This window comes from Ruegeria sp. BA2 (assembly GCF_056539605.1).
The window spans coordinates 14,662-34,840 of record NZ_JBQFVE010000010.1 but is presented as its reverse complement, the minus strand read 5'-3'; the positions used below and the strand labels follow the sequence as shown (position 1 = coordinate 34,840).

19 protein-coding genes are annotated in these 20,179 nt (G+C 59.4%); 11 read left to right on the top strand and 8 right to left on the bottom strand.

Annotation, left to right across the window (positions count from 1 at the left end; translation table 11 throughout):
• Window positions 1-810, top strand: coding sequence for a 4-hydroxy-tetrahydrodipicolinate reductase (dapB, locus tag ACR0NN_RS18340; protein WP_170725233.1), 810 nt, complete (start codon window positions 1-3; stop codon window positions 808-810).
• Window positions 811-813: 3 nt separating this feature from the next.
• Here dapB and ACR0NN_RS18335 read toward each other — a convergent pair whose 3' ends face one another.
• From ACR0NN_RS18335 to tmpA, 3 genes are all read right to left on the bottom strand, one after another.
• On the bottom strand, window positions 814-1,665 hold the full coding sequence (locus tag ACR0NN_RS18335; protein ID WP_170725234.1) for a hypothetical protein: 852 nt from the start codon (window positions 1,663-1,665) through the stop codon (window positions 814-816).
• A gap of 97 nt (window positions 1,666-1,762) precedes the next feature.
• Window positions 1,763-2,353 carry a (R)-1-hydroxy-2-trimethylaminoethylphosphonate oxygenase gene (gene tmpB, locus ACR0NN_RS18330; protein ID WP_170725235.1) on the bottom strand — a complete coding sequence of 197 codons (591 nt, stop codon included), beginning with the start codon at window positions 2,351-2,353 and terminating at the stop codon, window positions 1,763-1,765.
• Entirely contained in the window at window positions 2,350-3,486 is a 1,137-nt protein-coding gene (gene tmpA / locus ACR0NN_RS18325; RefSeq protein ID WP_170725236.1) for a 2-trimethylaminoethylphosphonate dioxygenase, read from the bottom strand. The genes tmpB and tmpA overlap by 4 nt, the downstream gene beginning before the upstream one ends.
• Window positions 3,487-3,585: 99 nt before the next feature.
• Between tmpA and ACR0NN_RS18320 the strand changes: the two genes are divergently transcribed.
• Window positions 3,586-4,440 (top strand): LysR family transcriptional regulator, encoded by an 855-nt coding sequence (locus ACR0NN_RS18320; RefSeq protein WP_170725237.1) that lies wholly within the window; start codon window positions 3,586-3,588, stop codon window positions 4,438-4,440.
• Here the strand turns inward: ACR0NN_RS18320 and ACR0NN_RS18315 are convergent, their stop codons facing one another.
• Window positions 4,441-4,623: a DUF1674 domain-containing protein gene (locus ACR0NN_RS18315; protein WP_480685312.1), complete on the bottom strand. Its 183-nt coding sequence runs from the start codon at window positions 4,621-4,623 to the stop codon at window positions 4,441-4,443.
• Between the two features lie 91 nt (window positions 4,624-4,714).
• Here ACR0NN_RS18315 and ACR0NN_RS18310 point away from each other — a divergent pair, with 91 nt between their 5' ends.
• From ACR0NN_RS18310 to ACR0NN_RS18280, 7 genes are all read left to right on the top strand, one after another.
• On the top strand, window positions 4,715-5,974 hold the full coding sequence (locus ACR0NN_RS18310; RefSeq protein WP_170725238.1) for a transcription antitermination factor NusB: 1,260 nt from the start codon (window positions 4,715-4,717) through the stop codon (window positions 5,972-5,974).
• An 88-nt stretch (window positions 5,975-6,062) separates the two neighbouring features.
• Window positions 6,063-7,802, top strand: a complete 1,740-nt coding sequence (locus tag ACR0NN_RS18305; protein ID WP_170725239.1) for a heparinase II/III domain-containing protein — start codon at window positions 6,063-6,065, stop codon at window positions 7,800-7,802.
• 22 nt (window positions 7,803-7,824) lie between these two features.
• Entirely contained in the window at window positions 7,825-9,414 is a 1,590-nt protein-coding gene (gene purH / locus ACR0NN_RS18300) for a bifunctional phosphoribosylaminoimidazolecarboxamide formyltransferase/IMP cyclohydrolase (protein WP_170725240.1), read from the top strand.
• Window positions 9,414-9,884 carry a signal peptidase II gene (gene lspA / locus ACR0NN_RS18295; protein WP_170725241.1) on the top strand — a complete coding sequence of 157 codons (471 nt, stop codon included), beginning with the start codon at window positions 9,414-9,416 and terminating at the stop codon, window positions 9,882-9,884. The genes purH and lspA overlap by 1 nt, the downstream gene beginning before the upstream one ends.
• Window positions 9,885-9,934: 50 nt before the next feature.
• Window positions 9,935-10,450: a DUF3035 domain-containing protein gene (locus tag ACR0NN_RS18290; protein ID WP_170725242.1), complete on the top strand. Its 516-nt coding sequence runs from the start codon at window positions 9,935-9,937 to the stop codon at window positions 10,448-10,450.
• A gap of 85 nt (window positions 10,451-10,535) precedes the next feature.
• A complete protein-coding gene (locus ACR0NN_RS18285) occupies window positions 10,536-11,876 on the top strand; it encodes a M16 family metallopeptidase (RefSeq protein WP_170725243.1) in 1,341 nt (446 codons plus the stop codon).
• Entirely contained in the window at window positions 11,873-13,177 is a 1,305-nt protein-coding gene (locus ACR0NN_RS18280) for a M16 family metallopeptidase (RefSeq protein WP_170725244.1), read from the top strand. The genes ACR0NN_RS18285 and ACR0NN_RS18280 overlap by 4 nt, the downstream gene beginning before the upstream one ends.
• Before the next feature lie 3 nt (window positions 13,178-13,180).
• Here ACR0NN_RS18280 and ACR0NN_RS18275 read toward each other — a convergent pair whose 3' ends face one another.
• The 4 genes from ACR0NN_RS18275 to deoC all read right to left on the bottom strand — a co-directional run bounded on the left by ACR0NN_RS18275 (window position 13,181) and on the right by deoC (window position 18,219).
• Window positions 13,181-13,912, bottom strand: a complete 732-nt coding sequence (locus ACR0NN_RS18275) for a cyclic nucleotide-binding domain-containing protein (protein WP_170725245.1) — start codon at window positions 13,910-13,912, stop codon at window positions 13,181-13,183.
• 93 nt (window positions 13,913-14,005) lie between these two features.
• A complete protein-coding gene (locus tag ACR0NN_RS18270; protein WP_170725246.1) occupies window positions 14,006-14,815 on the bottom strand; it encodes an SDR family oxidoreductase in 810 nt (269 codons plus the stop codon).
• Window positions 14,816-14,839: 24 nt separating this feature from the next.
• On the bottom strand, window positions 14,840-17,173 hold the full coding sequence (locus tag ACR0NN_RS18265; RefSeq protein WP_170725247.1) for an aldehyde dehydrogenase family protein: 2,334 nt from the start codon (window positions 17,171-17,173) through the stop codon (window positions 14,840-14,842).
• Between the two features lie 47 nt (window positions 17,174-17,220).
• Window positions 17,221-18,219: a deoxyribose-phosphate aldolase gene (deoC, locus tag ACR0NN_RS18260; protein WP_170725248.1), complete on the bottom strand. Its 999-nt coding sequence runs from the start codon at window positions 18,217-18,219 to the stop codon at window positions 17,221-17,223.
• A 198-nt stretch (window positions 18,220-18,417) separates the two neighbouring features.
• Between deoC and ACR0NN_RS18255 the strand changes: the two genes are divergently transcribed.
• Both ACR0NN_RS18255 and ACR0NN_RS18250 read left to right on the top strand, forming a co-directional pair.
• A complete protein-coding gene (locus ACR0NN_RS18255; RefSeq protein ID WP_170725249.1) occupies window positions 18,418-19,371 on the top strand; it encodes a metal ABC transporter solute-binding protein, Zn/Mn family in 954 nt (317 codons plus the stop codon).
• Window positions 19,372-19,374: 3 nt separating this feature from the next.
• Entirely contained in the window at window positions 19,375-20,178 is an 804-nt protein-coding gene (locus ACR0NN_RS18250) for a metal ABC transporter ATP-binding protein (RefSeq protein ID WP_170725250.1), read from the top strand.
• Window position 20,179 lies beyond the last annotated feature (1 nt).

Sequence of the window (20,179 nt, the reverse complement as noted above, 5' to 3'; positions counted from 1 at the left end):
ATGACCCATATTCCGGGGATCGTCATCACAGGGGCTTCGGGCCGTATGGGGCAGATGCTGATCAAGACCGTAACGGACAGCGATCAGGCGCGTCTGGTTGGGGTGGTCGAGCGTAAGGGCCATGACTGGATCGGTCAGGACGTCGGCGAGGCGATGGGCGGGCAGGCACTGGGTGTGAATGTGACCGACGACCCGCTTGAGGCGTTTGCACAGGCGCAGGCGGTGATCGATTTCACCGCGCCAGAGGCCACGCTGGAGTTTGCGGCACTTGCAGCGCAGGCGCGCTGCGTTCATGTGATCGGCACCACAGGCATGAGCGATGAACAGATCGCCGCGCTGGAGCCCGCCGCACGTCATGCGGTGATTGTGCGGGCGGGTAACATGAGCCTTGGCGTGAATCTGCTTGTGCAGTTGACCAAGAAGGTTGCCGCCGCGCTGGATGAGGATTTCGATATCGAAGTGATCGAAGGCCACCACCACCACAAGGTCGATGCCCCGTCGGGCACAGCGCTGATGCTGGGCGAGGCCGCCGCCGAGGGGCGCGGGGTCAAGCTGGCAGACGTAGCTGACCGGGGCCGCGACGGCATCACCGGCGCACGTAAACGCGGTGACATTGGTTTCCACGCCATTCGCGGTGGAGATATCGTGGGCGAACACGACGTTCTGTTCGCCGCGCCCGGTGAGCGTATCGTGTTGCGCCATCTGGCAACCGATCGCGCGATCTTTGCGCGTGGGGCGCTGAAAGCAGCACTTTGGGGGCAGGGCAAAGCACCCGGTCAATATGATATGGTGGATGTTCTGGGGCTTTAGAGTTTACCGGAACGCAGCCAATCCAGGCGGCTCCGCGCCGTCGTGACTGACCTGCGCAAACAGAGCGTCCAGCCGTTCATCCCATGTTGGGAACTGGCCTGTCAGCGCATAGGTCAGCCGCTCGGCCCCGATGGAAATGCCCAAGGGTGCCGCTTCGCCGCCAATGATGATCTCTCCGATCTCGGTCCAATTGGCGGATGGGGGATAGGCTGTAGGTGCCGGGGCGTCCTCATCGCCCATGCGATAATAGACGCCCATCGTCACCAGATAATCCTCGCCAAACGGGTCAGGAAAGAAAAAGCCCGAGGCGTCGCGCGCGGCCAGCGCCTCGGCCTCGTCGCGTAGCAGGACCTTTTCCGCAAAGGGCAAGTCCATCGCATCCAGCACCGGGCGCATCTCATCTGCCTGTGGGACGCTGACAAAGGCGATGCGTCTGAGGTCGAGGCCAAATGCCTCGGTCAGAAGGCGCAGCATCAGTTGGGTTGTGTCCTGACCACTAACCGCTCCGCCCGGATGGCAACCGACCTCGTGAAACAAGGGCAGAACATCAAGGCGAGTTTTCTCCGCGACATCACCGACGCGTGCCAGAGGTTGCACGATAAACGCATTTACCGGCAGCACGGATTGGTCGAAATCGTGCCTGAGCCCGCCATTGTAGTCAGCATTTCCGGTGACGATCGGCAGGGGCTGACTTTCGGCAAAGCCCAGATCCGTGAAGGCTGCGCGCAGCCGTGTGAGTGTGCTGTCGAACGCGCTTTCAAACCCTGAGTTCTGTGCCGAAACCAATCGAGGCATCAGCGTTCCCGCCGCGGCGGCGGACCCGAGCTGAACGGCTTTGCGTCGGCTTAGTCTCATCAGAACTCTCCCGATTGCGATTGATGCTCTCGGGAACAGTATCTCAGAACTTTGCGCGAAGGGTTAAGGAATTCTGAATCTTGCCGCGTGTGGCCACTCACCCAGCGACAAGGTGCTTGTCGACCATCCGCTGCACCATCGGGGCAAAGTGAGAGAAATCGGGTGTCTCCATATCGGCGCGCTTTCCTGCCTCGTCCAGATACCTGACCTGAATGATCTCCTTCAGATTGGGATTGGCTTCGAACGCGGCGACCTCATCGGTAGTCATCGGACCGCCTTGCAATTCAAGTGTATGGACGGAAGCGGCGGATAGACGATTGAAATAGTCCGGCTTGGTGGCGCAAAGGTAGCGTTTTGCCGCCACATGATACCGGCAGCAATCGGTGATGACCGATGGGAAAAATTGCTCCAGCACCTCGGCACCCGCATCCTCGTGATGGCGGTCTTCGGTGTCATCCGGATGATAGGTGCCGAATTCCGAGGTGAAGTGACCGATATCATGCAACAGCGCGCCGACGATGATTTCTTCCGGCATCCCGTTCTGCTCGGCAATTGTTGCGCCTTGCAGCATGTGTTGGGCCATCGTGACGGGTTCGCCTAGATACTCCTCGTCCCCTCGACGATCGAAGATATCACCGATGAAAGCCACGATATTGTCCCGGTTCAGGGTCGTGAAATCGGGTTTCATTCCGCGGCCTCCGGCTGTGTCATTTGCATCGCCGCCAGGGTGGACAGAAGACCATCCTTGTCAGCATAACATCCCTGCAACCAGCGCGAGCCTGCGCCGGAGTAGCCAAGCCGGGCATGCAGGACGCGGGTGTTGTCGACGATAAAGCTTTCGCCCGGTTCCAGCTTGAACGACACGCCCATCGCAGGATCGTCGATGATTTCGCCCAGCTGACGATAGGCGGCGTAATAGGCCTCCATCTTGTCGAACGGCACATCCACGAACGGGGCGGATGAGCGGTTGTTGAAGCGGACGCCGATCAATTCACCGTCTGGAGACAGCTCGATCATGGGCCGGCGCGCTTGCAGGCAGACGCCGTCAGAGCCCTTGAACTCGAACCGCGCCGGATAGCCTGCCAGCAACGCGAAGCCCTCGGGGTTCTGATCGCGCAGACGTTCCGCCGCGCGGAATCCGTCGACGACGATGGAATCCCCACCTTCGGCGGAATTCTCAAGGCAATAGAGGATCTGCAGCGTTGGCACCGGGTCGCGGTAGGGGTTGTCGGTGTGGGCCTGCAGACCCAGACCGGTATAGGCGAGGTTGGTTGGGTTCACCTCAGTCCGGACCTCGAAATAGGGGCCATAATTGGTCTCGCGCACATAGCCGAACAAATCCGCCACTTTTAGCAGCGATTCAGGCTCGGTGGGGCCGCCCGTCAGTTTGGCAAAGCCGTATTCGGCCACTGCGGCCAGCCAGTCGCGCTTGGCCGCAGGATTGGCATGCACGTCGCTCCAGTCGCCGCTGGGCGCATCGATGCCGCGTTCCCAGGTTGTGATGCCCGCTGCGACGCGACCAAGCTTTTGATCGTGGTTCCGGTCATAGATGTGTTCGGCCAACCAGTTGGCTGGAAAGGTCACGGTTTTGCCTTCTGGCTGGAGGGTAATGCGCAGATCACCGCCCTCGACCTCTGCTGCGCTGATCGACACATCGGCAGGGATATCGCCAATTGTGATCAGCCGCTGACCGTTGCCGGGCGCGCGGGTCTCGGGGTCCAGCGCGTTGTCGCGCAGCCAGATGGCATGAAAGCGGGCTTGGGTGCCGTTGGCAAATTCGACAGTAACGATCGACGGGTCATAGGTGGCAGAGCGCAGCATGGGGAAACTCCTGTTCAGCGCGGGCTTTGCTTGAGCAGATACGGGCTTTGTGGCATTACCACAATTAATCCTTATTTCTGCTGAGGCTTGGAAAATCTTATGGCCAAGAAAAAGGTCGGCCTGCCGCCACTGGATTGGCTGCGCGTGTTCGAGGCTGCTGGGCGATTGGGTGGGTTCTCAGCTGCGGCCCGCGAGTTTGGGCTGACTCAGGCGGCTGTCAGCCAGCGGATAGGCAATCTTGAGGCGTGGCTGGGCAGGTCGCTCTTTGTGCGCGAGGCGCGGGGCGTGTCACTGACGATCGAGGGTGAAAGCTATCTGCCTTTGGTACAAGACAGCTTGCAGGCATTGGAGCGCAATACCGAGGATCTGTTTGGTAAATCTCCGCGTGAGCTTCGAGTCGCGGGGCTTTCGTCACATATCCATGCGCTGGTTCTGCCCGCTTTGCCTGCGTTTCTAAAGATGCAACCCAAGGTGCGCATCATGACCGATTCCATGACGCGCCGCGCCTCGCTTGAAGAAGAGCGGACATGGCTGCAAATCCGCTATGGCCGCGGTGTCTGGCCGGGCCGAAAGGCCAAACTTATCGCATCTGAAGTGCTGGCACCTATTGCAGCCCCGGGCGTTGAATGGGGCGCGCCGCTGATCGATCTGCGAGGCGAGCGCCCGGGCTGGCAAGACTGGGCACAGATTGCGGGGATCAATGAGTTGCCAGTAGGCCGTATCAGTTTCGATTCTGTCGGTCACGCCATCTCGGCGGCGCGGCAGGGGATGGGGATCGCGTTGGGGTCGCTCCCGCTGGCTGCGGGCAGCTTGGAGGCTGGCCAGCTGCGCAGACTGGATCTGCCCGAGCTTGCGACAAAGGATGGATACTGGCTGACATGGCCCGAGGACCGGGTGCGTTCAAAACGACAGCGCGCTTTGGTCGATGACTTCCTGCAAGCACTGCGCGGCTGATCAGAAATCGATGGCGATGCCTTTTTTCTCCCAATCGCCATAGCGGGCGGGATCGGGGCCGTCACGCCCGCCCAATTCTTTGGGGCGCGCTTCTGCCTCAGCCTCGGCCTTCTTTCGGCGTTCTTCGGCTTCGGCAAGGGCGCGCTGGGCGGCGGGGGGCAGGTCTTTGCGCTCGACACTCATGACATCGGGTTCCTTTCCGTGCAGGGCCTTGATATACGCCCTCGTCCGCTCAAAGCAATGCGGGCAAAGGTCACGAAGGGCACTCAGCATCATGTCAAATTCCGCAACCGCCGCGCGCCGCAGCGCCATTTATCTGTTGGATCAGATATTGGGTGAAGGGCGGTTGTTGCCCGAATGTCTGGCAGCGGGTGCACTTGATCGCTTGGCCCCTGAGGATCGCGCGCGTGCGCAACGGCTGACGATCGAAACCCTGCGCGGGCTGGAACGTGCGGACCGGTTGCTTGCCGATCACCTGCGGCAGACGCCTGCGCTGACCGTGCATAATGCGCTAAGGCTGGGCACGGTTGAGCTGTGTCAGGGCGAAGCTGCGCATGGTGTGGTCAATTCGATGGTCGAGATCGTGGGTCGTTCACGCAAGCATGGTCGTCTTAAGGGGCTGGTGAACGCGGTCCTGCGCAAGATTGCCGCTGACGGACCGGAAGCTTGGCCTAAAATGCGTGTGCCCCGCCTGCCCGAATGGCTGCGCGACCCGCTGATCATGGCGTGGGGCGATGACGCGGTAAAAAGCATGGAGCAGGCACATTTCAGCGGTGCGCCTTTGGATGTGACGTTGAAACCGGGCGCTGAGGTGCCTGGTGGAGAAGCCCTGCCCACTGGCTCGATTCGGCTGCAGGATGCGGGGCAGGTGTCGGCGTTACCGGGGTATACGGACGGAAACTGGTGGGTTCAGGATGCGGCGGCGGCCTTGCCTGTGCGCGTGCTGGTCCCAAAACCCGGGGAAAAGGTGCTGGACCTTTGCGCTGCGCCCGGGGGCAAGACATTGCAATTGTCTGCGGCAGGGGCAGAGGTCACGGCGCTGGATGTCTCTGAGTCGCGGTTGGAGCGGGTGCGGGAAAACCTGAAGCGGACAGGTCTTAAGGCAGAGGTCATCGTCGGCGACGCATTGGACCATCAAGGCCAATATGACGCGATCCTGCTGGATGCGCCCTGTTCGGCAACGGGCACGATTCGCCGCCATCCGGATTTGCCTTTCGCCAAGGACGGCTCGGAATTCGGCGGGTTGATCGAGTTGCAGGCGCGCATGCTGGCCCATGCATGGTCTTTGCTGAAACCTGGTGGGCGTCTGGTCTATTGCACTTGCTCACTGTTGCCGGACGAGGGTGAAGTGCAGATCGAAGAGGCGCTGGATCAGCTCCCGGATATGCAAGTGGACCGTGCTGCGCTTGACATAGCGGGCGTCGAGCCAAGTTGGATCACGGAAGAGGGCGGCTTGCGCCTGCGGCCCGATTACTGGCCGGATTGGGGCGGTATGGACGGATTCTATATCGCTTGTCTGAACAAATCCGCCTGACGCGACGCTTTTCGATGACTTGACGCGCGGACCGGTCTATCGTGTGCTCAAGCGCCCGCAGAGCGCAAGGGGCAGAGTCGCAAGCGTCATGTCAAACTCGGACACAATGGCCAATCGCTGGACGCGGTTTCAGAACCGTCTTTATGCGCGCCTGAGCCAACGGCGAAAGGCGGTCTCAGGATTCGTCGGTCAGCCCGAACCCCGTACGGTCGGGTCTTTTGCCCGTGGGCGGCAACTGGTGGCGGGAAACCTGCTGTTCGCCGGGTATCTGGTCGAGGCGGATGATACCGACCTCTGGGATGTGGTCGCGCCAAGTCTGGATTTCGATGATGAGCGCCATGGTTTTGTCTGGCTGGACGATCTGGCGGCCGTGGGTGATATGCGAGCGCGGGAAAAAGCACAGCGCTGGGTCTGGGGATGGATTGATGCCCATGGGCGCGGCAAAGGACCGGGTTGGGCGCCGGACCTGACCGGACGTCGGATCATACGCTGGATCAATCACGCGCTTTTCCTGTTGCGCGGCGTCGATGAGGCGCAAAGCCGGGCGTTCTTTCGATCGCTATCGCAGCAGACCTGGTTTTTGTCCAAACGCTGGACGGCGGCAACCCCGGGATTGCCGAGATTCGAGGCCTTGGCCGGGCTGGTGCAGGCCGGTCTGGCGCTGGAGGGGCTGGAACAGATGGCGGACCCCGCCCTGCGCGCGCTGGCGCGCGAATGTGAGCGCCAGATCGATGCCGAAGGGGGAATTCCCACGCGCAACCCCGAGGAATTGCTTGAGGTGTTTACGCTGCTGTCCTGGACCTCGGCCGCACTGAGTGAAGTGGGCCGGGGTACGCCTGCGTCGCAGACCGAGGCGATCAAGCGCATCGCACCGACCCTGCGTAATCTACGCCATGCGGATGGGGCGCTGGCGCGGTTTCATGGCGGTGGGCGCGGGCTGGAAGGGCGATTGGATCAGGCGCTTGCGCAAAGCGGGGTCAAACCGCAGCAGCATTCGGATCTGTCGATGGGGTATGCGCGTCTGGCGGCCTCACGCACCACGGTTCTGGTAGATGCCAGTGCGCCACCGAAAGGTGCTGCGTCCTACAATGCCCATGCCTCGTCCCTTGCCTTTGAACTGACCTCGGGCCGTCGTCCACTGATCGTGAATTGCGGCTCAGGCGGCAGTTTCGGGCAAGACTGGCGCAGGGCTGGTCGCGCGACCCCGTCGCATTCGACCCTGTGCGTCGACGGCTATTCCAGTGCTCGACTTGCCGAAACGGCCAAGGGGTCGTCGCAAGAGGCGCTGGTCGCTGGTCCTCAGCACGTGCCGGTGGATTTCGAAGATGCGTTTGAAGGCACCCGGTTCATGGTCGGCCATGATGGCTATGCCAAAGTGTTCGGCTTGACCCATGCCCGCACGCTGGAGCTGCGATTTGATGGGCGTGAGTTGATCGGCGAGGATATTCTGCTGACCGCAACCGACAAGGCCAAACGGCAATTTGATCGAGCCATGGACGGGGCGGGCCTGAAAGGGATCGCTTTTGACATCCGGTTTCACCTGCATCCTGACGTTGATGCGGCATTGGATTTGGGCGGCGCGGCGGTGTCGATGGCGCTCAAAAGCGGTGAGATATGGGTTTTCCGTCATGATGGCGTTGGAAAGTTGTCAGTTGAACCAAGCGTTTATCTGGAAAAAGGCCGATTAAAGCCACGCGCGACAAAACAGATCGTTCTATCTGGCCGCGCAATGGAGTATGCGACGCGCACCCGGTGGACGCTCAGCAAGGCTCAGGATACAGCCTATGCCGTGCGGGATACACATCGGGACGAGCCCGTTTTCGACTGACGCCAAAAGGATCTTTGGACCCATGACCGACCTTCACCCCGTGCGCCGCGCGTTGCTTTCTGTTTCCGACAAGACCGGGCTGATCGAGCTGGGCAAGGCACTGTCAGACCGCGGGGTTGAACTGCTTTCAACCGGTGGCACCGCAAAGGCGCTGCGCGATGCCGGGTTGGATGTGAAGGATGTCAGTGAGGTCACGGGCTTTCCCGAAATGATGGATGGCCGAGTTAAGACGCTTCATCCGATGGTGCATGGCGGGCTGTTGGCCCTGCGAGACAACGACACACACGTGGCCGCAATGACCGAACATGGCATCGGCGCAATCGACCTGCTGGTTGTGAACCTCTACCCGTTCGAGGCGACCGTGGCGAAAGGCGCTGACTATGAAGAGTGCGTCGAGAATATCGATATCGGCGGACCTGCAATGATCCGTGCAGCCTCGAAAAACCATGCTTTCGTGAATGTGGTTGTGGACGTTCAGGACTATGACGCCCTGCTGGCCGAATTGGCGGCAAATGACGGTCAGACCTCTTATGCCTTCCGCCAGAAACTGGCACAGACGGCTTATGCCCGGACTGCCGCTTACGACACTGCTGTGTCGAACTGGATGGCAGATGCTCTGGCCGCTGAGGCTCCGCGCCGTCGCGCTTTTGCGGGTGAGCTGAAACAGACCCTCCGCTATGGCGAGAACAGCCATCAGCAGGCGGCATTTTATACGGATGGAACGAACCGTCCTGGCGTTGCGACCGCTGTGCAGCATCAGGGCAAGGAACTGAGCTATAACAATATCAATGACACCGACGCGGCGTTTGAGCTGGTCGCAGAGTTCGACCCATCCGAAGGTGCGGCCTGCGCGATCATCAAGCACGCCAACCCGTGTGGTGTCGCCAAAGGCGAGACATTGATCGAGGCCTATAGGTCAGCCTTCGATTGTGACCGCACCTCGGCCTTTGGCGGGATCGTCGCCTTAAACCAGCCGTTGGATGCGGAAACCGCGCAAGAGATCACGGGGATTTTCACTGAGGTAGTGATTGCCCCCGGCGCGTCGGATGAGGCCAAGGCAATCTTTGCGGCCAAAAAGAACTTGCGTTTGCTGACTACTGAGGCTCTGCCGGATGTGACCGCAGGCGGAAAAACCGTGCGTCAGGTGGCAGGCGGGCTGCTGGTGCAGGATAAAGATAACGGGTTTGTCGGTATGGATGACCTCAAGGTCGTCACCAAGAAGGCCCCGACTGATGAACAGATGCGCGACCTGCTGTTTGCGTGGAAAGTGGCGAAGCACGTGAAATCCAACGCTATTGTCTATGTCAAAGACGGCGCGACCGTTGGTGTAGGCGCGGGGCAGATGAGCCGCGTCGACTCGGCGCTGATTGCGGCCAAGAAAGCCGAGCGTATGGCTGATGCGCTGGGGCTGCCTCAGCCGCTGACCATCGGTTCGGCCGTAGCGTCGGATGCGTTTTTCCCCTTCCCCGATGGTTTGATGGAAGCCGCTGAAGCAGGCGCGACCTGCGTCATTCAGCCCGGCGGCTCGATGCGCGATGATGAGGTGATCGCAGCGGCGGACGAGGCCGGTCTGGCGATGGTCTTCACCGGCATGCGCCACTTCCGTCACTGATGCGCAGCCCGCTTCTTCTCTGGGCCGGTCTGGCGGCGTTTCTGATCGACCAGATCAGCAAATATCTGGTCGTTCACGTCCTGCGTGTTGCGCAAGGCAATGTCGACGTGCTGCCGCCGCTTCTGGTGTTCAAATACGGCGAGAATCGCGGCATCAACTTTGGTTTGTTTCAGGGTGACAGTGACACGGCACGCTGGGTGTTGATTGGCATTTCGCTGGCGATTTGTCTGGGTGTTCTGATTTGGCTGACGCGAATCGCACCTACAAAGTTCCAGCTGTTCTGCGGCGGTTTGCTGATTGGCGGGGCGCTTGGAAATGTCGTGGATCGTGTGCTTTATGGCTATGTTCTCGATTTTTTGAACATGTCATGCTGCGGCATCAACAACCCGTTTGTGTTCAATCTGGCCGATGTTTTCATATTCGCAGGCGCGTTGGGGCTGGTTTTGTTCGATGGCAAAAAGCCCTCGTGACCTGCCGGGTGATATGCGATAAAAGCGCCTGAAACTGGCTGGAGACACTGATGCGTATGCCACGCGCCATTCTTGTTCTGACGCTCGCCGCTGCCGTCGCGGGCTGTTCCGATATCGGCTTGCGCAATCTCGAACCGCCAGGGGCGGGGCCGGACGAGTTCTCGGTTCTGCCGGTCAAGCCGCTGACCCAGCCCAAAGACTATGCTTTTTTGCCAGCGCCCACGCCGGGTGGTGCCAATCTGACCGATCCCAACCCCAAGGCGGATGCGGTTGTAGCATTGGGTGGTAGTGAAGCAGCGCTGAACCCGAATACAGCCATTCCGACTAGCGATGCGGCGCTTGTGACAGCCTCAAGCCGGTATGGTGTTCCGGCCAATACGCGTCAGGTTACAGCCGAAGAGGATGAGGCATTCCGCAAGAGACGTGGCCGTTGGACCCGCTTGCGCCTGTTTCCGGTTGACCGATATGCGCAGGTTTATGATCGCGAGGCCATCGACGCGAACAGCGTAAACGAAGCCGCACGTCAACGTGGGATCGAAACACCTTCGGCTCCTCCGCTTGAATGAATTCTTCTTAACTTTCCGTCATTGACCTTGAACCCAGGCACCACCACCGTAGTTTGAATACCAGAAACGAAACGGAGGATGCCCCATGGTTCGGGCCCTGGCACTGTCGGCTGCCCTGATCGCCGCTACCCCCTTGTTCGCGAAAGAGGGGCACGAGGCGGTCACCACATTCACGCTCGACAACGGAATGGATGTCGTGGTGGTTGAAGATCACCGCGCGCCCGTGGTGCAGCACATGGTCTGGTATCGGGCCGGGTCCGCTGACGAGCCGATTGGATCCTCTGGCGTGGCGCATTTTCTGGAGCACCTGCTGTTCAAGGCTACTGATACGATGGAAGCAGGTGAGCTGTCGGCCACCGTTGCGGCCAATGGCGGCAATGATAATGCGTTCACCTCTTACGATTACACCGCCTATTTCCAGCGTGTTGCGGCCGATCGGCTTGAGCTGATGATGCGGATGGAAGCGGATCGCATGCGCAACATCCGCCTGACCGAGAACGACATTCTGACCGAGCGCGACGTGATATTGGAAGAACGCAATCAGCGCACCGAGAATAACCCGCGAGCGCTGTTCGGTGAGCAAATGAATGCAGCGCAGTATCTGAACCACCGTTACGGAGTACCGATTATCGGTTGGCGTCACGAGATGGAGACGCTGGATTTGGACGATGCACTGTCCTTTTATCAGACGCATTACGCGCCCAATAACGCCATCCTGGTCGTGACCGGCGATGTTGATCCGGATGAGGTCAAGGCGCTGGCTGATCAGTATTATGGCGTCATCCCCGCAAATCCGGATTTGCCGGAACGGGTGCGCTCGCAAGAACCGCCGCAGACCGCCGAACGCCGTCTGACCTTCAAAGATGCCCGTGTTGCCCAGCCGTATGTGCAACGCAGCTATCTGGCCCCGGAACGCGACCCCGGTGAACAGGAGAAAGCTGCGGCTTTGTTCTTGTTGGCAGAGTTGCTGGGGGGAAGCACGACCTCGTATCTGAACGAAAAGCTGCAGTTCGAGCAGCAGAAAGCGGTCTATACCGGCGCATTTTACCGGGGCGTCTCGCTGGATGACACGACCTTTGATCTGCTTGTTGTGCCAGCCGAAGGTGTCTCACTGCAGGAAGCAGAAGACGCGATGGATCAGTCTGTCGCAGATTTCATTGCTGAAGGTGTGAATGAAGAGGATCTTGAGCGCATCAAGATGCAGCTGCGCGCGTCTCAGACCTATGCGCGCGACAATGTGGACGGTATCGGAAATCGCTATGGTCGCGCGTTGACCAGTGGGCTGACGGTCGAAGACGTGCAAGCCTGGCCAGACATTCTGCAGGCTGTCACCGGTGAAGAGATTATCGCCGCGGCCCGAGAGGTGCTGCAACCTGAATCATCCGTAACCGGCTGGCTGATGCGCGACGATGAGGTGACGCAATGAAACGGATATTTGCACCGCTGATCGCGCTGATCATTGCGCTTCCCGCCTGGGCTGAGATCGAAATCAAAGAAGTGACATCCCCCGGGGGCATCACCGCTTGGCTGGTCGAGGATCACTCCATCCCGTTCACGGCGCTGGAACTGCGGTTTCGCGGGGGGACATCGCTGGATGATCCCGAAAAGCGCGGCGCGGTCTACCTGATGAGCGGTCTGATCGAAGAAGGCGCAGGCGATCTGGACGCACGCGCTTACGCGCGAGAACTCGAAGCGCTTGCCGCGTCGTTCAGCTATCGTGCAACCGACGATACGGTGTCGATTTCTGCACGGTTTCTGACCGAGAACCGCGATGACGTGATTGATCTTTTGCAGACCACAATCCACGAACCACGGTTCGATCAGGATGCGGTTGACCGGGTGCGCGCGCAGGTGATTTCGGGGCTGAAGTCGGATCAGACTGACCCAAATGATATCGCCGGGCGCATTTTTGCTGAAATGGCGTACGGGGATCATCCCTATGCTTCGGACGGCAAAGGAACAATCGAAAGTGTGTCCAGCCTGACCCGCGATGATATCGTTACGGCCTATAACAATGTGTTTGCCAAAGATCGGCTGTATGTCGGCGCGGTGGGTGACATCACTGCCGAGGAACTGGGAGCGCTGTTGGACAAGTTGCTGGCAGATTTGCCGGACACCGGAAAGCCAATCCCCGAAAAGGCCGAGGTCACAATTGGCGGCGGTGTGAATGTTGTGGATTTCAACACGCCGCAATCGGTGGCCCTGTTTGGCCAAAAAGGCATTGATCGCGACGATCCAGATTTCTTTGCGGCCTTTATCCTGAACCACATTCTGGGTGGTGGCGGGTTTGAAAGCCGCCTGATGCAGGAAGTGCGCGAGAAGCGCGGCCTGACCTATGGCGTTGCGACCTATCTGGTGCCCAAGGATCTGGCTTCGGTCTATCTGGGCTCGGTCTCATCCGCCAATGACCGCATCGCAGAAGCAGTTGACGTGATCCGGCAGGAATGGGCGCGCGCGGCAGCAGAAGGTGTGACGCAGAAAGAGTTGGATGATGCCAAAACCTATCTGACCGGGGCCTACCCGCTGCGGTTTGATGGCAACGGCCAAATCGCAGGGATCATGGTCGGTATGCAAATGGAAGATCTGCCCATCGACTATATCGCCACCCGCAATGACAAAGTGAATGCGGTGACGCTGGAGGATGTGAACCGGGTGGCGGCGGAACTGCTTGATCCTGAAGGTCTGCATTTTACGGTGGTCGGGAAGCCCGAAGGTCTGGGCGGCTAACGCTCAGGCCGCAACCGACATGTTGCGCGCTTTGACTGTATAATTGTTGCTGCTGAGCAGTTTCTGGCGCGCGTGTCGGAAATGCGCAGCTTTAAGGGCATCGTCGATCTGCCTGTTGCGGCGCAGCAGGCGTGCTAGGCGTTGGCTGTCGAAGACCAGACAAGTTGTTGGTTCATCGGCGCACACCGTGGCTGTTGCGGGTAGCCCAATACCGAAGGTAAGCTCACCCAGTATCTGATCGGGGCCACATTGGTTGATCACCTGACCGTTCTTGAAAATGGTAGTGCGGCCCGACAGGACATATGCCAAATAATCGCTCGTGATGCCCTCTTCGATCAGAGTGTAACCGGATTCGTATGTGGTTAGTTTTGCTGTATTCAGTAGCCTGCGTGCATGATGCGGCTTGAGCGTTTCGAGGTAATTCGCCACGAATTGCCTCTCGGGCGCTGAAAATCGCACGAGGTGGTGCGAGAGATACCCGCGCAGCAAGCCCAGAACCGAGATCACGATATAGGCAAGCTGAATGATCGCGCCCGCCAAATTGAACTCTTCCGCCATGCTGATCAGAACGCAACTGGCGGCGATGATCACCAAGACGGGATATAAAACGCCGGACCCGCGAACGATCCCCATTTGCAGCAAAAAATAGTTGAGGATGTACAGCCCGGCACCAAACACCCCGATCATCACGATCAGCTGCGCCATGTCCGTCATGTCGATCGGCAATGTCAGCATCTTTTGGCCCACCCAGGCAATCTTATGCGTACAAATTGATCGACGGGCTGTCCAATGTATATGAACAGCTTCACATGTTATCGGGGTTTATGTTTAAGCCTTTGCCTGCGCCCGCAGCATCTGCCCCATCATTTGACCGAACTTGCCTGATCCGCGCTGATAAAGTGCTCCGTCAACCGCCAGAACAGTCCCGCTTACATAGCTCGCCATGTCCGAGCTGAGGAACAGACAGGCGTTCGCCACGTCTTGCGGCTGGCCCCAACGCCCAAGCGGCACGTCCTTGCGCAAGGCCTCTCCTGCATCCGGTGTGAGGGCGAGACGTCTGGCCCCTTCGGTGCCTTCGATAAAGCCCGGCACGACCGAGTTCACGCGGATACCTTCGACGCCCCATTCCATCGATAGCGTCCGGGTGATCTGATCCACGCCAGCCTTCGCTGCGCAGACATGAGATTGCCCTTCGTACGGCAGATAGGCTTGCGGGGCAGAGATATTGATGATGCTGGCACCGGGTCGATTGAGATAGGGGTAAGCCCCTTTCATTACGTGGATTGTACCCATCAGGTCGATATCGATCACGGTTTTGAACGCATTGACCGACATCTCAGCAGCGAGCGCCGGGAAGTTGCCTGCCGCGCCCGAAATCAGAATGTCGAAATTTCCGAATGCGTCGTGAAACTGCTTCAGGCCCGCTGCCACTGCTTCGGGATCGCGTACATCAAACGCTGCACCAATAGCGTCCTGCGCGCCTGCTGCCTTGAGCGTCGCGACGGTGTCATCGACCTTCTCCTGCGATCGGCTGGCGACGGCCAACTTAGCGCCCGAGGCTGCAAAAGCCTCGGCAATACCCCGGTTGATCCCGCTGGTGCCGCCAATCACGATGACGGTTTTTCCTGAAAAGTTCATGTAGGCCTCCCTTGGCGGGGAGCCCTACTCGCCGTAGGGCACCCAGATGTTTTTCACTTCGGTTGCAGCCTGCAGGAAGCGGCGGGATTGGTCCACGCTCCAATCAAATGCCGTGGCGTTATTGACCCATGTGCGCTTGAGGTTCCCGGCTGATACCGCCTCGATCTCTTGCGACAGATCGGTGGACGAGAAGGACCAGACCGCATCCACGTTCAGATGCGAGGCCAGTGGTTTGGCCAGTTCTGCGTGGCTGCCGGTCAGGATGTTGACCACGCCTGCCGGAACGTCCGATGTCTCTAAGATCTGGTAGAAATCGGTTGCAGCCAACGGATAGGGTTCGCTTGCCGCCAACACCACCCGGTTGCCCATCGCAATCGCAGGCGCCATGGCCGAGACCAGACCCAGCAGCGGTACCTCATCCGCGCAGAGCGCACCGATGACACCCACCGGTTCTTTCATCGCAATCGCAACGCCCCGGATCGGAACGCCATGCACCTGACCGTCATATTTGTCGGCCCAGGCGGCTGCGGTGAACAGCCGCTGGATCGAGGCATCTACCTCTTTCGCGCCGTCCTTCTTGCCGGTCAAAGCATCGATACGGGCAGCGAATTCAGCCGCGCGTGCCGAGAGGTTTTCGCCGATATAGTACAGGATCTGCGCCCGCAAATGGCCGGTGGTCTTGGACCAGCCCTTGGCCCCCGCCGCGGCCTCAACCGCGTTGCGGACGTCTTTGCGGTTTGCAAGGCCCACATGACCCAACAGGCCGGATTTGCCCCAGACGGGTTTCGAATACCCGCCATCGGGCCGTGCCTGTTTACCGCCAACATACATCTTGGCGGTGCGGTCAATCGGATCCACCGGGGCACCTTCGCCCATGGCTGCCTCGACCTTTGCCAGCGGTTTGGCCTTGCCCTTGGGTTTGGTATAGGCCGCCAGTCCTTCCCATCCACCTTCACGGCCAAAGCCGCTCTCGCGCACGCCGCCGAACCCGGCGGCTGCGTCGAATAGGTTGGTGGCGTTCACCCACACAACCCCGGCGACCAGCTTGGGCGCGATGTCCAGCGCGAGGTTCACATTCTCGGTCCAGACCGTTGCGGCCAGGCCGTAGCGGGTATTGTTGGCCAGTTCGACCGCCTCTTCCGGAGTGCGGAAGGTCGAGGATACAAGGACCGGGCCAAATATTTCCTCCTGCATCAGAGGGTCAGAGGTTTCGAGACCTGAGATCAGGGTCGGCGGGTAGTAGCAGCCGTTTTCGGGCAGCTCACACGCGGCCTGATGCACATGCCCAACCGTGTTGCTTTCGACCATGCCCTTAATGGTCTGCAATTGAACCGGGTCCACGACCGCGCCCACGTCGATGCACTTGTCCAATGGGTTGCCGATACGCAAACCGTCCATCCGGGCGCGCAGTTTGTCATGGAAACAATCGGCGATGCCTTCCTGCACCAGCAGACGCGACCCCGCACAACAGACCTGACCCTGATTGAACCAGATCGCGTCCACCAGACCTTCGATGGCTGAATCAATGTCGGCGTCGTCGAATACGACATAGGCGGACTTACCACCCAGTTCCAAGGTCAGTTCCTTGCCCGATCCAGCCGTCGCTTCACGGATGCGCCGTCCCACAACGGTTGAGCCGGTAAAGGCGATCTTGTCCACGTCTGCGTTCACGATCATCTCGCCCACCGCACCGTCCCCGGTGACAATGTTGACCACGCCATTGGGCAAACCGGCCTGCGAACAGATATCTGCAAACAGCAGTGCGGTCAGCGAGGTGTACTCTGCTGGTTTCAGAACCACTGTATTGCCCATCGCCAGCGCCGGAGCGATCTTCCACGCCAGCATCAGCAGCGGGAAATTCCAGGGGATGATCTGGCCGCAAACCCCCAGGGCCTGCGCGTCAGGCAACTCGCTTTCCATCAACTGCGCCATACCCGCGTGGTAGTAGAAATGCCGTTGCGCCAGTGGGATATCGATATCCCGAGACTCGCGGATCGGTTTGCCGTTATCCATGCTTTCCAGCACCGCAAACAAGCGCGAATGTTTCTGCAATAGCCGCGCGATGGCATAGAGATACCGTGCACGACCCGCACCGCCCAGCTTTTCCCATTTTGGCTGCGCCTTGCGGGCGGCGGCAACGGCAGCGTCCACATCAGCCTGTTTGGCTTGTGTCAGCTTGGCCAGAACCTCTCCGGTTGCCGGATTACGGCTCTCGAATCCCTTGCCCGGCTTGTTAAAGGCCCCATTGATGTAATGTCCGAATTTGTCGCCCTGATCCACCAGCCACGCCAACGCCTCGGCAGCGCTTTCAGGGGCGGGTCCATATTCCATGGTTTCGAAGATTTCTTTGACTGTCATAACTTCATCTTTTCCCAAATACTCACTGCCCAGACGTCTCCAGGGGGTCACCCCATCGAATGTCTGTATCCAGCCGAGTATGCCCCAGTGACATAATGTTCCAACTGCCGCTCGATATCGCCCAGCAGCGATGACGCGCCAAAGCGGAACAGATCGGGTTCCAGCCAGCGGTCGCCCAACTCGTCTTTGATGAGCGACAGGTAAACCAGCGCATCTTTGGCCTTCGAGATCCCGCCCGCAGGCTTATATCCGACGCGGTATCCTGTGCGGTCATAATAGTCGCGGATAGCCCTGATCATCACCAGCGAGACGGGCAGGGTGGCGTTCACGCTCTCTTTCCCGGTCGAGGTCTTGATGAAATCCGCCCCAGCCATCATGCAGACCAGCGAGGCGCGGGCGACATTGCGCAGGCTACCCAGCTCTCCAGTTGCCAGAATGGCTTTGACGTGGGCTTCGCCGCAAGCCACGCGGAAGGCCTTCATCTCATCATAGAGCGCCTGCCAGTTACCAGACAGCACATGACGGCGAGAGATAACGATATCGATCTCTTCAGCGCCGGCTTTCACGCTTTCTTCGATCTCGGCTACGCGCAAGTGGAACGGGGACAAACCCGCCGGAAAGCCGGTCGAAACGGCCGCGACCGGAATGCCGGTGCCTTTCAAAGCTTCGACCGCCGTTTCGATCATGTCATGATAGACGCAAACGGCTCCGGTCGTGATCGGCGGCATGTCTAGCGCCTGCAGAACTGAAGACGCAACAGGCTGACGAGCCTTTGCGCACAGACGACGCACCCGGCCAACCGTATCATCACCCGACAGGGTGGTCAGGTCGATCATTGTTATCGCCTTCAGCAACCACGCGGCCTGATAGTCCTTCTTCACCGATCGCCGACCCGGCAATGTCGCTGCGCGGCGTTCGATGGCCGATGTATTGGCCTGCACGGCGCGCACCCAATCCAGATCCAGATCCATTCCCGGGTTCCGGGGTTCGGTCACCTGCGGCAGATGCGGGGTGCGCACGGGGCTTTCTGAGCTCTGCGTTTCCATATTTCCATCCTTTTGGAGGTTTGCGTCAAATTCGCATGGGTCGTAGCGAAATGGAAGGTGCGCCGGCGCTGTGATTGGTAAATTTTTGACCAAATGGACAAAATAAGCGTTTTCTTGCGAGTAATTCGCATTTGCATTGACTTAGTTGCGAATGGTTCTCATATTTAAGCTAAGAAGGATAACCGTTCGGAGCCCGACATGATTCGTCACACAGTTATTGCAGTATTGGCCGTCATGCTTGCGTGGCCCCTTGCTGTAATGGCCCAATCACCGCTGAAAGTGGTCGCGACCACAGGCATGATTGCTGACGCAACCCGTCAGGTCGGTGGTGATCAGGTTGAGGTGAAAGGCCTTATGGGTCCGGGCGTCGATCCGCATGCCTATCGGCAGACCCGCAGTGATATCGTGGCAATGACCCGCGCCGATCTCGTGTTATGGCACGGTCTTTATCTCGAAGCACAGATGGAAAGCTTCTTTGAAGACCTGGGTCGCAAGAAGACCGTTGTCGCGGTGGCTGAGGGGATCGATAAGGCTAAGCTGCGTGCCCATGACGATTATGCCGACAAATATGACCCGCATGTCTGGATGAGCCCGGTTCTGTGGCGCGACGTGGTGCTTGAGGTGCAAGATGCGCTAACCCAAGCCCGTCCCGAAGCTGCTGAAATCTTTGCCGCCAACACGCAGGCTTTTCTGGCCGAGATCGATGCGCTGGGCGCTTATGGCGAACAGATGCTGACCTCTGTCCCTGAAGACAATCGTTTGCTGCTGACCGCCCATGACGCATTTGGCTATTTCGGCGCTGAATATGGCTATGAGGTGCTGGGCGTTCAGGGTATCTCGACCCAGTCCGAGGCGGGTCTGAGCCGGATCGGCGAACTGGTGAACACTCTGGTGGATCGTCAATTGAAAGCCGTGTTTGTCGAGAGTTCGGTCTCGGACCGCTCCATGCGTGCCCTGATCGAGGGTGCTGCAGCCAAGGGCCATAAAGTGGGCGTTGGTGGAGAGCTATTCTCTGACGCCATGGGTGAGCCAGGCACCTATGAGGGCACTTATATCGGGATGCTCGATCACAACATCACCGTGATTGCCGGGGCGCTGGGTGCAGATGTGCCTCAGCGTGGCATGAACGGCAAATTGTCGGCGGGGTTTTGAGTGATGCTGGAACTCGCCACAGTGCAAGGCATTTCCGTAGAAGGGCAGGATATTGATCGCTGCCCTCTCGCCATTCGTGGGCTGACTGTTTCATACGGTCAAAAGCCTGCCGTCTTCTCAGTAGATATGACGGTGCAGCCCGGAGCAATGACAGCGATTATCGGGCCGAACGGGGCCGGGAAATCGACCTTGCTCAAGGCCGCTTTGGGGATTGTGTCACCGCTGTCGGGTCAAGTGACCGTGTTTGGCCAACCGCTTGAGGATCAGCGGGCGCGCATCGCCTATGTGCCGCAGCGTGCCAGCGTGGATTGGGATTTCCCGACGCGCGTGATTGATGTGGTGCTGATGGGACTTTCCCGCCAGTTGGGACTGCTGGGCCGCGTGCGCGCCCGCCACAAGGCGCGCGCCATGGACTGTCTGAACCGGGTCGGAATGCGAGAGTTTGCGGATCGCCAGATCGGACAGCTTTCCGGTGGTCAGCAACAGAGGGTCTTTCTGGCCCGCGCACTGGCGCAGGATGCCGATCTTTACCTGCTTGATGAGCCCTTTGCCGGGGTCGACGCCGCGACCGAGAAGGCCATCATTGCCGTGCTGAAATCGTTGAAACAAGCAGGCAAGACCGTTGTTGTGGTCCATCACGATCTGGCCACGGTCACCGACTATTTCGACCATGTGTTCCTGATCAACACCCGTAAAGTGGCCGAAGGCCCGGTGGCACAGGCCTTTACTGCCGAAACACTGCAATCCGCTTATGGCGGGCGTCTCGCGACCGCCCAAATCGATCAGATTTCGCGCGCGCTGGGATAAT